The following is a 14202-nucleotide window of genomic DNA, read 5'->3' on the forward strand; positions in this document are numbered from 1 at the left end:
GGTCATGCCAGCGGGAGGAGAGCGCAGGTTGGACTGGATCGATGCATTGCTGGACGGCCGAGGTTCCGGCTGGAGTCCCGTCAGGAGGGGGGAATCGGGCGATTTCGTCTATCGGCGCAACGATGGTCTTGCCTATGCGAAGATCGCACGGACGGCACGGGCTGCCGAGCTTGCCGCGGAACGTGACCGGCTCGCTTGGCTCCAGGGGCGTGGGATTGCCTGCCCGGAGATCATCGAATGGGGGGAAACAGGCGAAGGCGCCTGTCTGGTGATGACGGCCATACCCGGCGTGCCGGCGGCCGACCTGCCGGCAGGGGATTTGCTCAAGGCTTGGCCGTCGATGGCACAGCAGATCGGGAAGCTTCACGATCTGCCGACCGGGCATTGCCCCTTCGAGCGCAGCTTGTCGCAGATGTTCGAACGTGCCGCGGATGTGGTCGCCCGCAATGCAGTGAACCCCGACTTCCTGCCTGATGAGGATAAGGGCACGCCCCCCAGTGAATTACTGGCACGCGTCGAACGCGAGTTGCCGGTCCGGCTTGACCAGGAGGGCGTCGATAGAGTCGTCTGTCACGGCGATGCTTGCATGCCGAATTTCATGGTCGACCCGAAGAGCCTCCAATGCACCGGCTTGATCGATCTTGGACGCCTGGGGACGGCGGACGCGTATGTCGATCTGGCCTTGATGCTGGCGAATGCGCGTGAAAGCTGGACGACGCAGGAACAAGAAGCCCAAGCTTTCGCTATCCTGTTCAATTCGCTCGGGATCGAAGCGCCGGACCGGGAGCGACTGGTCTTCTATCTTCGGCTCGACCCGCTGACTTGGGGGTGACCTTCTCGCAGTGGCAGCTTTGGGCCCCGGCCGTGGCAACGCCCCGGCCGGGACGGCGCCGTCACGAAGGCTGGTTCAGCTTCTCGGCGAGCGACAGGAAATTGTCCATATAGGCCTGCAGGAAGTCCCGCGTCGCGGCGACGGTGATGTCGCCATTTCCGTCGATGAGGTCCGGCTTGAACGAGATATAGGCTTCGCCGCCCATCACCAGGCTGCCGAGAACGCCCAGGATCTGGCGCAGGTGCTGCTGGCCGACAGCGGTGCCGATCGCCCCCGGCGAGGTGCCGGTGATCGCCGCGACCTTGCCCTTCCAGACATTCTGGTCCATCGGCTTCGAGCCCCAATCGATGGCGTTCTTGAGGACGGCCGGGATGGAGCGGTTGAATTCGGGGGTGACGAATAGGAAGGCACCATTGGCCGCCACGGCCTCGGTGAAGCGCCTCACCGCCGCCGGACGGTCTGCTTCCAGGTCCAGGTTGTACATGGGCAGGTCGTCGATCGGGATGAAACGGGCCTCGATGCGGTTGCCGGCCAGCCGCACCATTGCTTCCGCAAGTTTGCGGTTGATGGATTCGCGGCGATTGCTGCCGACGATGACGGCGACCTTCAGCTTGTTCATTCTCTTACCTTCTTCGTGTTTCAGCTCAGGCGAGCGTGACGCTCGGCCAAAAATACGTCCGGGACAAAGGGGCCGGAAGCTGGCAATCTTGCGTCTCACTGTCCCATTTGTGGAACAGTGACGGAGGGATGGATGCAGGACCTCAACGATCTCTATTACTTCGCGCAGGTCGTCGAGCATGGCGGATTCGCGGCGGCGAGCCGGGCGACGGGGCTGCCGAAATCGAAGCTCAGCCGCCGCATCGCCCAGTTGGAGGAACGCCTCGGCGTCCGTTTGCTGCAACGCTCGACGCGCCGTTTCTCCGTCACGGAAATCGGGCAGCTTTACTACCGTCATTGCCAGGCCCTGGTCGCGGAGGCCGATGCGGCGCAGGAGGCCGTGGACCGGACCCAGACCGAACCCCGGGGGACGGTGCGGGTCAGTTGTCCGGTGATGCTGGCGCGGGGGCCGGTGGCCGCCGTGGTCTCGCGTTTCCTCGCCGATCATCCGCAGGCGCGTGTCCATCTCGAAGCCACCAACCGGCGGGTGGACGTCATCGAGGAAGGCTTCGACATCGCCATCCGGGTGCGCCAGCCTCCGCTGGAGGAAAGCCATCTCGTCATCAAGATGCTGGCGCGGAACAGCACGCTCCTGGTCGCCAGTCCCCATCTGCTCGATCGGCTGGGCCGTCCCCGGCGGCCCGAGGAGCTGGAGCGTTTCGATGGTCTCGACATGTCCCGTTCCGGTGGAGAACATGTCTGGCGCCTGACTGATCCCGAGGGCGTGGTCTTCAAGGCGCCGTTCCAGCCGCGCCTCGTCACCGACGAAATGATGATGCTGCGCCAAGCAGCCCTTGAGGGATTGGGCTTGGTGCAACTGCCGGGCTTCGTGGTCGGGGAGGATATCCGCAGGGGAAGGCTGGAACCGGTCCTGCGCGGTTGGACGCTGCAGGAAGGGTTGGTCCATGCCGTCTTTCCCTCGCGGCGCGGCCTTGTTCCCGCCGTGCGGCTCTTCCTCGACGCCCTGGCTGCTTTCTTCAAGCATCGCCATGACGAGGTGCTTCTGTCGGCGGAAGACTGGGGTACCCCGGAACGGGCGGAGGCGAGGGAACCATGAGCCCTTCCGCATCCCATCATGTCGTCGCCCTGGCCACGACGCTGTCGGGTATCGAAGCGGTCTGCGCCGAGACGGCCCGTTCTTTTACGCGCCACACCCATGACCGGTTCGGGATCGGCCTGATCCATCGCGGCGCGCAATCATCGGCCAGCGGCCGGGGTTTGGTGGAGGCGGTTGCGGGAGATCTCATCACCGTCAATCCGGGGGAGGTTCACGACGGCCATCCTCTCGGCGGCCAGGGCCGCGCTTGGCGGATGCTCTATCTGGAGCCGGAGCTTATTGGCGCCAGCTTGGCCGAGATGGGTGCCAATCCGGGACGGGAATTTCCGCTCCCCGTTCTGCAGGACAGGACCGCCGTTCGTCATTTCCGGACCCTTTTCGCCAGCCTGCTCCGGCCAGACGCTCCGCTCGCCCGGGAGGGTGCCTTGCTCGGCCTGATCGCCGCCGTGATGACGGAACCGGGCCCGGCCCGCAGGCGGCAGGCTCCGCCGCCGATCAGCCGCGCCCGTGCCATAATGGATGACGATCCGGCGCGGCCCCATACTCTGGCCGATCTGGCGGCGGCGAGCGGACTGAGCCGCTTCCAGGTCTTGCGCGGCTTCGAGCAGGCCACCGGCCTGACGCCGCATGCCTATCTCATGCAAAGGCGTCTTGCCATGGCACGACGCCTGATTGCTGCCGGCATGCCTCTGGCGGCAGCGGCAGCGGCCAGCGGCTTCGCCGATCAGAGTCACATGACCCGCCTGTTCGCCCGCGCCTATGGCCTGACCCCTGGAGCCTATGCGGCGGCCATGCGGCCATAGAAGCTGCAATTCCGTTCAAGACGAGGGATTTACCCGGACGACAAAGTGCCCCCTGGGCTGTCACGGCTGCCGGAGGGGCGGATGGACATGGAGTACTTCGTCACGTCTTTGATCGTGGTCGTGTCGCCAGGCACGGGCGTGATCTTTACCGTCGCCACCGGGCTTTCCCAGGGCGCGCGCAGCGGCATCGCCGCAGCCTTCGGCTGCACCCTCGGCATCCTTCCCCATATGGCGGCGGCACTTCTGGGGCTCGCGGCCCTGCTCCAGAGCAATCCCCGGGCATTCCTGGCGCTCAAGCTTCTGGGCGGGGCCTATCTACTTTACATGGCCTGGAGCATCCTCCGCCGTCACGGCCCGCTGGCGATGGAAGAGAGGAGTGCGGCGTCTTCGGTTCGACAGGTGGTTCTTTCGGCCATCCTGCTGAACCTGCTCAATCCCAAACTGCCTCTTTTCTTTTTCGCCTTCCTGCCTCAATTCGTCGATCCGCAACAGCCGTCGCCCTTGGGGAGCCTGCTTGTCCTGAGCCTGATCTTCATGCTGCTGACCTTTGCCGTCTTCGCCGTCTACGGCGCGGCAGCGGCCTGGATGCGGCGCCATGTCCTGGCTAGGCCCGCAGTGATGGCAGGGATGAGGGGAATATTCGCGCTGGCTTTCCTGCTTCTCGCCCTCCGTCTTCTGACCGCGATGCCGTGAGGGCATAAGAAAAGCCCGGCCCCTGGGAAAGGGGCCGGGCCTTGAGGCAGGCGGTTATTCCGCCGGGGCCGCCTCGATGGCGGCGGGTGCCGGCTCTTCCTTTCTCTTCGTGCCGAACAGACGGTAGACGGCGACGAAGAAGGCGGGGACGAAGAAGATGGCCAGGACCGTGGCCGAGATCATGCCGCCCATCACGCCGATGCCGATGGCGTTCTGGCTTTCCGCACCGGCCCCGGAACTGAGGACGAGCGGCAGCACGCCGAGCGTGAAGGCGAGGGAGGTCATGATGATCGGACGCAGGCGCTGGCGGGATGCCTCGATGGCGGCTTCCTTCAGCCCCATCCCCTGTTCGTAGAGCGTCTTCGCGAATTCCACGATCAGGATGGCGTTCTTCGCTGACAGGCCGATCGTCGTCAGCAGGGCTACCTGGAAGTAGATGTCGCTGGGCAGACCGGCGATGGTGGCGCCGATGACCGAGCCGAGGACGCCCAGGGGCACCACCAGCATGACCGAGACCGGCACCGTCCAGCTTTCGTAGAGCGCGGCCAGGGAGAGGAAGACCACCAGCATCGAGATGGCGTAAAGGATGGGAGCCTGTGATCCCGTCATCCGTTCCTCATAGGACAGGCCGGTCCATTCATAGCCGATCCCCGGCGGCAATTGCCGGATCATCTCTTCCATGGCGGCCATGGCCTCGCCCGAACTGACGCCCGGAGCCGGAGCCCCCTGAATGTTCAGGGACGGAGCGCCGTTATAGCGTTCCAGCTTGGGCGAGCCGAAGGTCCAATGCGCCGTGGTAAAGGCCGAGAAGGGGACCATCTCGCCAAGATTGTTGCGCACATACCAGCGGTCGATGTCCTCGGGCAGCATGCGGAAGGGCGCATCCGCCTGAAGATAGACCTTCTTCACGCGGCCCTTCTCGATGAAGTCGTTGACATAGGCCGAGCCCCAGGCCGCCGAGAGGGTGTTGTTGATGTCGTTGAGGGACAGGCCCAGGGCCTGCGCCTTCTCGCGGTCCACGACGACTCGGTATTGCGGCGTGTCCTCCAGCCCGTTGGGGCGGACGCCCACCAGCAGGGGATTCTGTGCCGCCATGCCGAGCAGCTGGTTGCGCGCGGCCATCAGCTTCTCGTGACCGAGGCCGCCACGGTCGAGCAATTGCAGGTCGAAGCCGGTAGCATTGCCCAGGCCGGGAACGGAAGGCGGCATGAAGGTGAAGACCATCGCATCCTTGATGCGGGAAAGCGCCCCCATGGCCCGCGCCGCGATGGCCGCGGGTTTCTGTTCCGGTTCCTGACGGACGGACCAGTCCTTCAGCCGCACGAAGGCCATGCCGGAATTCTGGCCGCGACCGGCGAAGCTGAAGCCCGCGATGGTGAACAGGCCCTCGACATTGTCCTTCTCGGTTTCAAGGAAATACTTCTCGACGGCCTTGTTGGTTTCCATCGTGCGTTCGAGGGTGGCGCCCGGCGGGGCCGACCACAGGACGAAGAGCTGGCCCCGGTCCTCGTTGGGCAGGAAGGCGGTCGGCATCTGCATGAACAGATAGCCCAGGCCGCCCAGGATCAGCAGATAGGCGATGCCGTAGCGGCCGAGCCGGGACACGGCTGTGCCGACGCCCCGCTGGTAGGAGCGGCTGCTGGCGTCGAAGGCGCGGTTGAACCAGCCGAAGGGGCCGCGCTTCTCGAAGGCGTGATGGCCTTTCTGGATGGGTTTCAGGATGGTCGCGCAAAGGGCCGGGGTCAGCACCATCGCCACCACGACCGACAGGACCATGGCCGAAACGATGGTGATGGAGAACTGGCGGTAGATGGCACCGGCCGAACCGCCGAAGAAGGCCATGGGCACGAAGACCGCCGACAGCACGAGCGCGATGCCGATCAGCGCGCCGGTGATCTGGCCCATGGATTTGCGCGTGGCTTCGCGGGGCGGCAAGCCGTCCTCGTCCATCACGCGCTCGACATTCTCGACCACCACGATGGCGTCGTCCACCAGCAGGCCGATCGCCAGCACCATGCCGAACATGGTCAGCACGTTGATGGAGAAGCCGAAGGCCGCCAGCACCCCGAAGGTTCCCAGCAGCACGACCGGCACCGCCAGCGTGGGAATAAGCGTCGCCCGGAAGTTCTGCAGGAACAGATACATGACCAGGAAGACGAGGATGATCGCCTCGATCAGGGTCTTGACCACCGCCTTGATGGACAGCGAGACGAAGGGCGTGGTGTCGTAGGGATAGATGGCTTCCAGCCCCTCGGGGAAGAAGGGCTCGAGTTCGCTGATGCGCTGCCGCACCGCTTCGGCCGTATCCAAGGCATTGGCGCCGGTGGCGAGCTTGATCCCCAGGCCGGCGGCGGGATTGCCGTTGTAGCGCGCCTCGATTTCATAGGTCTCGGAACCGATCTCGACCCGGGCGACATCGCGCAGGCGCACCTGGGCGCCGTCGGGATGGACACGCAGCAGGATGTTCTGGAATTCCTCGGGCGTCTGCATGCGCGTCTGCGCCGTGATCGTGGCGTTCAACTGCTGGCCGGGCACTGCCGGCGCGCCGCCCAATTGACCGGCCGAGACCTGTGCGTTCTCGGCGGCGATGGCGTTGCTGACATCCAGGACGGTGAGCTGATGGCTGTTCAGCTTGTCCGGATCGAGCCAGATCCGCATGGCGTTCTGCGGCCCGAAGACGGTGACTTCGCCCACTCCGTTGACGCGGCTGATGATGTCCTGGATGTTGGACGCCACATAGTCGGCGATATCGCCGTTGCTGAGCCGTCCATCGGACACGAAGCCCACCACCATCAGGAAGTCGCTGGTAGCCTTGGACACCTGCAGACCGCGCTGCTGCACTTCCTGCGGCAGCAAGGGGGTGGCCAGCTGCAGCTTGTTCTGGACCTGGACCTGGGCGATGTCCGGATCGGCCTCGGGCTCGAAGGTCAACGTGATGGTGACGTTGCCCGAGGAATCGCTGGTTGAGGACATGTAACGGAAATGGTCAAGCCCGGTCATTTTCTGTTCGATGACCTGGGTGACCGTGTCCTCCAGCGTCTGCGCCGAGGCGCCGGGATAGCTGGCGCTGATGGAAACGGCTGGCGGAGCGATCTTTGGATATTGCTCCACGGGCAGGCCCAGGATCGCCAGGATCCCCGCCAGCATGATCGAGATGGCGATGACCCAGGCGAAGACCGGGCGGTCGATGAAGAATTTAGCCATGTCTGTTGATCCTGCCTCAGCGCGTCGGCTGCACTGCGGCGGCCAAGGCCGGACTGGCCTCGACGGGTTTCACCTCGGCGCCGGGGCTGATCTTCTGCAGGCCTTCCACGACGATCCTCTCGCCCGGCTGGAGGCCTTCCGTGACCAGCCATTTGTTGCCGATGGCCCGGTCCGTCTTGATGGGACGGATGTTCACCTTGTTGTCGTTGCCGACCACCCAGACCATGGCGCTGCCGTCGGCATTACGGGTGACGGCGGGCTGCGGCACGACCAGGGCGTCCGCGGCGATGCCCTGATCGACTTTCGCGCGGACGAACAGGCCCGGCAGCAGCTCGAGATTGGGATTGGGGAAGACGGCGCGCATCTGCACCGAGCTGGTGCTCTGGTCGACGGTGACGTCGGAGAATTGCAACTCGCCCTGCAAGGGATAGGGCTCGCCGCCCGAATGCAGGAACAGGGTGACGGGAACCTTGCCCTGCTCGTTGGGGCGGATGCGGCCCGAGGCAATGTCCTTGCGCATTTCCATCAACTGCGACGCCGATTGCGTGACGTCCACATAGAGCGGGTCGAGCTGCTGGATGGTGGCCAGCGCCGTCGCCTGATTGGCGGAAACCAGCGCGCCTTCCGTCACGGTCGACTTGCCGATGCGTCCGGAGATCGGCGCGAAGACCTTGGTGTAGTCGAGATTGATGCGGGCCAGGTCGAGCGCGGCCTTGGCGGCGGCGACTTCCGCCTCGTTCTGCTTGAGGAGGGCGCGCACGTCGTCGTAGTCCTGCTTGCTGACCACGCCGCGCTTGATCAGTTCCTCGTAGCGATTCGCCTTATTGCGCGACGCCTGGAGATTGGCTTCGGCCTTCTGCAATTCCGCCTTGGCGCTGTCGAAGCTTGCCTGATAGATCGCCGGGTCGATCTGGTAGAGCTGCTCGCCCGCCTTGACGTCGCTGCCTTCGCGGAAGAAGCGCTTGAGCACGATGCCGCTGACCTGCGGCCGCACTTCGGCGACGCGATAGGCGGCGGTGCGGCCGGGCAGTTCGGCGGAGACGGAAAGGTTCTGCGGCATCACCGTGACGACGCCGACCTCGACCGCCTGCTGCGGCGCCGGATTGCTCGCCTGGGCCGCCGGATCCTTGCAGGCGGCAAGGGAAAGAGAGAGAACGGAAAGTGCTGCAAAAGCGAGTAACGTATGAGCTTTACGCATGATGATCCTTGTCAGGGGCCCTTGGCCCCCTCTGCTTCTCTTTTCGGTCGAGAGAGCATCACAGCAGCCATGGCACCGAAAACCGACGCTCCGTCGCGAGACACGTGGAAATGCTTGTTTGCAATAAACGGTACCGTCCAGTACACTGTACCAGACGATACACTGGTGTCGGTGGCTCGGCAAGAGGCTTGTGAATGATCGATAAAGAACAGAAGAAAGCCCCCATCCTGGGGCAGCGTGGACGGGCGCGCTGCCGGGCGTTGCTCGATGCTGCGGCGAAGTTGTTCGCGGAAAAGGGCTTCGAGAAGACCACCTTGAAGGAAATCCTGGACCAGGCCGGCGGGTCCCGGACCACCCTTTATGAACAATTCGGCGACAAGGAAGGCCTGTTCCGGGCCATGATGGAAGAGCATTGCTGTCATCTGCAATCGCAATTAACGGAAGTCCTGCCGAATGAAACCGAGGACCCGGAAGAAGGATTGATCCGCTTCGGGCAGCATTTCGTCCAGACCCTGACCCGCCCGAGTTCTGCCGCGATCGTCCGCAGGCTTGTTTCGGAAGGCGGACGAATCCCCGATATCGCCGAGAATTTCCTGAATATCGGCCCGCGAAAGACGGAAAAACGTCTGTCGAGCTATCTGAAGCATATGACCGAAGCGGGGAAACTGGCGATCGAGGATCCGGACAAGGCCGCCAAGGGACTGGCCGGGATGATGGTCTGCAACCTGCTGGTTCAGCGCCTGATCATTCCCGATCAGCCGGTCGATCGGGAATGCGTGAATGCGCATATCCGCTATGTCGTCAGGCTTTTCCTGACAGGCGCCCGGGCAAGACGGGAAGGGGTCGCCTGATCCTCGTCACGCGGAAGGGTGGGAATGATTGCGATAAAAACTTTCGAGCAGGGACAATGGGACGCCCTCTGGAGCATTCTCCAGCCGGTCTTCAGGGCGGGCGAAACCTATGCCTTCTCCCCCGATATTTCCGAGCAGGAGGCCTATACGGCCTGGATCGAATATCCGGCGGCCACTTATGTCGCCGCCGATGAACAGGGCAGGGTTCTCGGCACCTATTACATCAAACCGAACCAGCCGGGCCTTGGCTCCCATGTCTGCAATTGCGGCTATGTCGTCGCCGAGCAGGCGCGGGGCAAAGGCGTCGCCTCGCTGATGTGCGAGCATTCCCAGCGCGAGGCCGTGGCCCAGGGCTTCCGCGCCATGCAGTTCAATCTGGTGGTGTCGACCAACGACGTCGCCGTCCGCCTGTGGCAGAAACACGGCTTCGACGTCGTCGGCAGGCTGCCCGGCGCGTTCCGTCATCCCCGGCTCGGCTTCGTCGATGCCTTCGTCATGTACAAGTCCCTGACCGGCTGAGGCCCGTTCCTCAAGAAATGGCCGTGGCCAGGGCGCGCAGTTTCTCATCCCCGTCGATCACGCGCGTCACTTCGTGGACCAGGGCGAGGCGGTCGTTCAAGAGACGCCCGAAAAGATAGACCTCGAGGCGGCTTTCCCGTCCGTCGACATGCGTCACCTCGACAAGATGGCGGTCGGCGAGAACGTCTTCGCGCAAGACGGCATCCAGGACGGTGAAGCGAATGGACGAAACCGATGCCGCGACATGCCGGATATGGGCTTCGAAGGTGCCGCGGTCGCTGAGCTTGCCGTCGGTGATCTGCCTGTAGTCATCGGTGAAGAATTCGCCGATGCAGCCGGGATCTCGGAAGATCTTCTGGAACATCTGCGCGAGGGCTTCCCGCAGGGAGGGCTCGTCCTGGAAGGACGCGAAGGGATAGGGGCTCATCCTCTGTATCTCCTGGTGAATCCGCTGAGGCCAGGATAGAAGAAGAGCCTTTGGCCCGCTTTCGAGAAAAGGCCAACAAATGTCCCGTTCCGGCCAAAAGGATTCCATGCCCATGCTGGATGGCTGCACCGCCTTGCGGATCCGTCATGACCCCGGTCACCGCACGCTGGAACATGCCCACCGGGAGGGGCAGGTCTTCCTGGTGAAGAAAGGCGCGCTGCTGGTGAATTCCTCGCAGGGGGCATGGTCGATGCCGCAGGGATATGTCGCCTGGATCCCGCCCGGTCACCAGCATTTCGCGGTTCATTATGGCCGGGTCGAAGTCAGCGGCCTCTATCTTCCGCCTTCCCTTTGTGCCGGGCTTCCGGAACGTCCTGCGGTCCTCAGGCGGACGGAGGTGCTGTGCGCGGTGCTGGAAAGATTGGCCGTCGGCTTACCGGAATTGGGCCAGGAAACACGCGGGGCGCATCTCCTGGCCGTTCTGCTGGACGAATTGGCCGAGGCGGAGGAGGAGCCTTTGGCCCTGCCGTCGCCGCGCGAGGCCCGGCTTGCGAGAATAGCGAAGGCCTTGATGGACGATCCCGCGGAGCATCGTTCCCTGGAGGAACTGGCGCGGGAATTCGCGCTGTCGCGGCGCACGCTGTCACGGCTTTTCCGCCAGGAAACGGGCCTGTCCGTCGGGCAATGGCGGCTGAGACGGCGGATGATCGCGGCCATGGGCCTGCTTGCGGAGGGGAATTCGGTGACGGAGACCGCCTTCCTGCTCGGCTATGAAAGCAGCAGCGCCTTCATCCAGGCCTTCCGCCGCGTGTTCGGCGTCACGCCATCCCTTTACTGGACGAAAACCAAGCCATAGGGGGCCTGTCGGTTTCAATCGGGTGAGGCTTGCCGCACGCCTTGCATATTGGCAGGCTGGCTGACCCGCGAGAGGGTCAGGTCGTAGGAATACCGTCCGGAGGGAAGATAGCTGATCGCGATCAGCTCGCATGTCAGGGACGCATTGCGGTAGCGCCGGGTCAGTTCCAAGGCATGGGAATCGGCCGGTGCCTGCAGGATTTCCGAATATTCTTCGGGAAGGCCGACGGCGCGCAGGCTCTGGTCGATCCGGGAAATCACGATGCCGTAGCGTTCCTCGATCAGGGTATAGACCAAGCCGGGATAGGTCTTGATGCTGTCACGGATGTCGCTGTAGGCGTGATCGACATAGACATCCGTCCAGCAGACCGGCACGTCGCTGTTCTCGACATGCCGTGTCTGGCCGATCCGCAGCCAGCGGCGCCCCGGGCGGTTGTCGAGCCGGCAGGCCAAGCTTTCGTCGGCGACGATATCTTCAAGCAATTGGACCTCGCGGCGCGTCGGCCCGGCGAACTGCAACTGGTCGCCGCTGGCCACCATGCTGTGCACGTAGATCGGCGCCGGTTCGGAGGCTTCGATGCGTGTGCCGGAACCGCGCCGCCTGCTGATGATGCCGAGCCCTTGCAGATGTGACAAGGCCGCCCGCACCGTCGAGCGGCTGACGCCGTATTTCTTCGCCAGCATCAATTCACTGGGCAGAAAGGATCCAACCGGATCATGTCCGGCCTTGATCTCCGCCATGATCACCTCGGCGACATCAAGGTAACGCAGGCTCATAAGTCGTTTTCCTGTAGCTCTCCCGGCCATGCGCCCGGCACCGGTCGGGGAACGGTCTTCCATCATTGGCAACCCGGTATAGGAGGAGCGCATGGGCTTGACAAGCGTAACAGATCGTGAAAAGTACGTACCAATTAAAAAGTACGAACAACTTGGCGCTGGAAAAAGCGCCGACGCTTAACCGAGGGAGGGGCGTGATGCCGGACCGGGGAAGTGTAGGGAGTGTGACGGAGACGCAGCCTGTGCCCGCAGTGGACCAGGCGGCGGTCGAAAAGGCAGAGGAATACGAGTACGAAGGCGATAAGCGCCTCCTGGGCCCGTGGCTCGGGCGCATGGTCTACGTGCTGTGCATCGGCTATTCCCTCTTTCACCTCGCTATCCTCAATTACATCGCCATCGACGAGTGGGTCTATCGCGTCCTGCATGTCAATATCGGCGCAGTGATCGCCTTCGCCCTGCTGAGGGGATGGCGGAAAGAACGCAAGGACCGCATCCCGGTCTGGGATTGGCTGCTTGCCTTTGCCGCCATCGGGTGCAGCGCCTATATCGTCTTCGAATACGAATCCCTGATCATGCGGACCGGCGTCATCACGACGACGGCCGATGTCGTGACCGGCCTGGTCGGGACCTTGCTGGTGGTCGAGTTCGCCCGCCGGGTGTCCGGGCTGATCCTGCCCATCATCGCCGCCGTCTTCGTGGCCTATGTCTTCGTCGGTCAGTATCTGCCGGGGGTCCTGCACCATAGCGGCTTCGAATTCGGCAATTTCTTCTCCTTCATCTATAGCCAGGAAGGCATCTTCGGCATCACCGCCGCGGCCTCGTCCCGCTATATCATCCTGTTCGTCGCCTTCGCCGTGTTCCTGCAAGCCTGCGGGGCGGGCGAATACTTCATGCGCTTGGCGATGGCGCTGTTCGGCTGGACGCGCGGCGGGCCGGGGAAGGTCGCGGTGGTGTCGGGGCTGCTGTTCGGGACGGTGAGCGGATCGGCGGTCGCCAATGTCGTGGCCTCGGGCACCTTCACGATCCCGATGATGCGTCGCGCGGGTTATCCGCGCGCGACGGCCGGGGCGATCGAGGCGACGTCCTCGACCGGCGGGCAGTTGGCGCCACCGGTCATGGGGGCGGGCGCCTTTATCATGGCCGAGATCACCGGCATTCCCTATTCCGATATCGTCGTCGCGGCGATCCTGCCCTGCCTGCTGTTCTACATCGCCGTCTTCGCGAGCGTCGACTTGCAGGCGATCCGGCATGGCGTGCACGGCCTGCCGCGTTCCGAGCTGCCGCCCTTGAAGTCGCTGGGCCGCGACGTCCTGCTGCTGCTGCCGCTGATCGTGCTGCTCTACATCCTTTTGTCCGGCTACTCGATCATCGCGGCCGGAACCTGGGGCGTGGCCTCGACCCTGCTGGTCCTGCTGGCGACGCGGATGAACCTGCCTTCCGTCGTGCTCGCCGGGCCGCTGCTGCTGTACATCTTCCTGCCGCTGAGCGGCCTCGCCATCAATCAGGCCGGGCTTTATGCCTCACTTTTGGGTGCAGCCTTCGTGCTTGCAGCGGGCCTGTGGATGCGCGGCTTCGGCGGGGCGCTCACCGCCCTGCGCGAGATGTCGCGGATCGTGGCCGACGGCTTGGCCGATACGGCGCAGCGCAGCCTCCAGCTCATCGCGGTGATGGCCTGCGCGGGGATCGTTGTCGGCGTGCTGGGCCTGACCGGCCTGGGCGGACGCTTCTCTTCGCTGCTGATCTCGGTGGCGGGGAACAGCCAGTTCATCGCTTTCGGCTTGGCGATGTTCATTTCCATCCTGCTCGGCATGGGCATGCCGACCACCGCGGCTTATGCCATCGCCGCCTCGGTCGTCGCCCCGGCCCTGCAATTGCTGGGGGTGGAGCCGCTGCCCGCGCATATGTTCGTGTTCTATTGCGCGGTGATCTCGGCCGTGACGCCGCCCGTCGCCATCGCCGCCTTTGCCGCCTCGGCCATTGCTGAAAGCAAGCCCTTCGATACGGCGCTCCAGGCCATGCGCTTCGGCATCGGTGCCTTCGTTGTGCCCTTCCTCTTCTACTCCAGCCCGGAAATCCTGGTCGGCGGTGATCCCTTGGTGGTGACGCGGATCTTCCTGACCGCGACGGCGGGCGTGGTGCTGCTGGCAATGGCAGGGGAGGGTCGGCTGTTCGGCGAGATCGGCTGGCCGACGCGGATCGTCCTGGCGATCGCGGCGGGCCTGCTGATCCTGGGCGGCTCGACCACCGATCTGTTCGGTGCGGGTCTGGCCGGCCTGCTGGCACTGTGGCGCTTCCAGGTCAAGCGGCGTGCAGCCGCAGCCTGAAGCGC

At 64.1% G+C, this 14202-nt stretch carries 13 protein-coding genes; 8 read left to right on the forward strand and 5 right to left on the reverse strand.

Annotated features, from left to right (window positions below):
* The first annotated feature begins 28 nt into the window (after positions 1-28).
* Positions 29-832, forward strand: a complete 804-nt coding sequence (locus EPD66_RS01460; RefSeq protein ID WP_255448320.1) for an APH(3'') family aminoglycoside O-phosphotransferase — start codon at positions 29-31, stop codon at positions 830-832.
* Positions 833-893: 61 nt separating this feature from the next.
* On the opposite strand, the gene EPD66_RS01465 is transcribed toward EPD66_RS01460, so the two are convergent.
* On the reverse strand, positions 894-1451 hold the full coding sequence (locus tag EPD66_RS01465; protein WP_142846652.1) for an NADPH-dependent FMN reductase: 558 nt from the start codon (positions 1449-1451) through the stop codon (positions 894-896).
* 132 nt (positions 1452-1583) lie between these two features.
* Between EPD66_RS01465 and EPD66_RS01470 the strand changes: the two genes are divergently transcribed.
* From EPD66_RS01470 to EPD66_RS01480, 3 genes are all read left to right on the forward strand, one after another.
* Positions 1584-2546, forward strand: a complete 963-nt coding sequence (locus EPD66_RS01470; protein ID WP_142846654.1) for a LysR substrate-binding domain-containing protein — start codon at positions 1584-1586, stop codon at positions 2544-2546.
* Positions 2543-3349: an AraC family transcriptional regulator gene (locus EPD66_RS01475; protein ID WP_142846656.1), complete on the forward strand. Its 807-nt coding sequence runs from the start codon at positions 2543-2545 to the stop codon at positions 3347-3349. Before EPD66_RS01470 ends, EPD66_RS01475 begins: the two co-directional genes overlap by 4 nt.
* Positions 3350-3430: 81 nt before the next feature.
* Positions 3431-4042, forward strand: a complete 612-nt coding sequence (locus EPD66_RS01480; RefSeq protein ID WP_142846658.1) for a LysE family translocator — start codon at positions 3431-3433, stop codon at positions 4040-4042.
* A 54-nt stretch (positions 4043-4096) separates the two neighbouring features.
* On the opposite strand, the gene EPD66_RS01485 is transcribed toward EPD66_RS01480, so the two are convergent.
* Complete coding sequence (locus tag EPD66_RS01485; RefSeq protein WP_142846660.1) at positions 4097-7246, reverse strand: efflux RND transporter permease subunit; 3150 nt, start codon at positions 7244-7246, stop codon at positions 4097-4099.
* Positions 7247-7262: 16 nt separating this feature from the next.
* Positions 7263-8444 carry an efflux RND transporter periplasmic adaptor subunit gene (locus EPD66_RS01490; RefSeq protein ID WP_142846662.1) on the reverse strand — a complete coding sequence of 394 codons (1182 nt, stop codon included), beginning with the start codon at positions 8442-8444 and terminating at the stop codon, positions 7263-7265.
* A 194-nt stretch (positions 8445-8638) separates the two neighbouring features.
* Between EPD66_RS01490 and EPD66_RS01495 the strand changes: the two genes are divergently transcribed.
* Positions 8639-9295 (forward strand): TetR/AcrR family transcriptional regulator, encoded by a 657-nt coding sequence (locus EPD66_RS01495; RefSeq protein WP_142846665.1) that lies wholly within the window; start codon positions 8639-8641, stop codon positions 9293-9295.
* A 24-nt stretch (positions 9296-9319) separates the two neighbouring features.
* A complete protein-coding gene (locus EPD66_RS01500; protein WP_142846667.1) occupies positions 9320-9814 on the forward strand; it encodes a GNAT family N-acetyltransferase in 495 nt (164 codons plus the stop codon).
* Positions 9815-9824: 10 nt separating this feature from the next.
* On the opposite strand, the gene EPD66_RS01505 is transcribed toward EPD66_RS01500, so the two are convergent.
* On the reverse strand, positions 9825-10241 hold the full coding sequence (locus EPD66_RS01505) for a nuclear transport factor 2 family protein (RefSeq protein ID WP_142846668.1): 417 nt from the start codon (positions 10239-10241) through the stop codon (positions 9825-9827).
* Between the two features lie 79 nt (positions 10242-10320).
* Here EPD66_RS01505 and EPD66_RS01510 point away from each other — a divergent pair, with 79 nt between their 5' ends.
* Entirely contained in the window at positions 10321-11097 is a 777-nt protein-coding gene (locus EPD66_RS01510) for a helix-turn-helix domain-containing protein (RefSeq protein WP_142846670.1), read from the forward strand.
* 14 nt (positions 11098-11111) lie between these two features.
* Here EPD66_RS01510 and EPD66_RS01515 read toward each other — a convergent pair whose 3' ends face one another.
* Complete coding sequence (locus tag EPD66_RS01515) at positions 11112-11873, reverse strand: GntR family transcriptional regulator (RefSeq protein ID WP_185961193.1); 762 nt, start codon at positions 11871-11873, stop codon at positions 11112-11114.
* Between the two features lie 242 nt (positions 11874-12115).
* Between EPD66_RS01515 and EPD66_RS01520 the strand changes: the two genes are divergently transcribed.
* A complete protein-coding gene (locus EPD66_RS01520) occupies positions 12116-14197 on the forward strand; it encodes a TRAP transporter fused permease subunit (RefSeq protein ID WP_221930833.1) in 2082 nt (693 codons plus the stop codon).
* Positions 14198-14202 lie beyond the last annotated feature (5 nt).

The sequence above is a fragment of the Telmatospirillum sp. J64-1 genome, assembly GCF_006980715.1.
Classification (GTDB): Bacteria; Pseudomonadota; Alphaproteobacteria; order Rhodospirillales; family Magnetospirillaceae; genus Oleiliquidispirillum; species Oleiliquidispirillum nitrogeniifigens.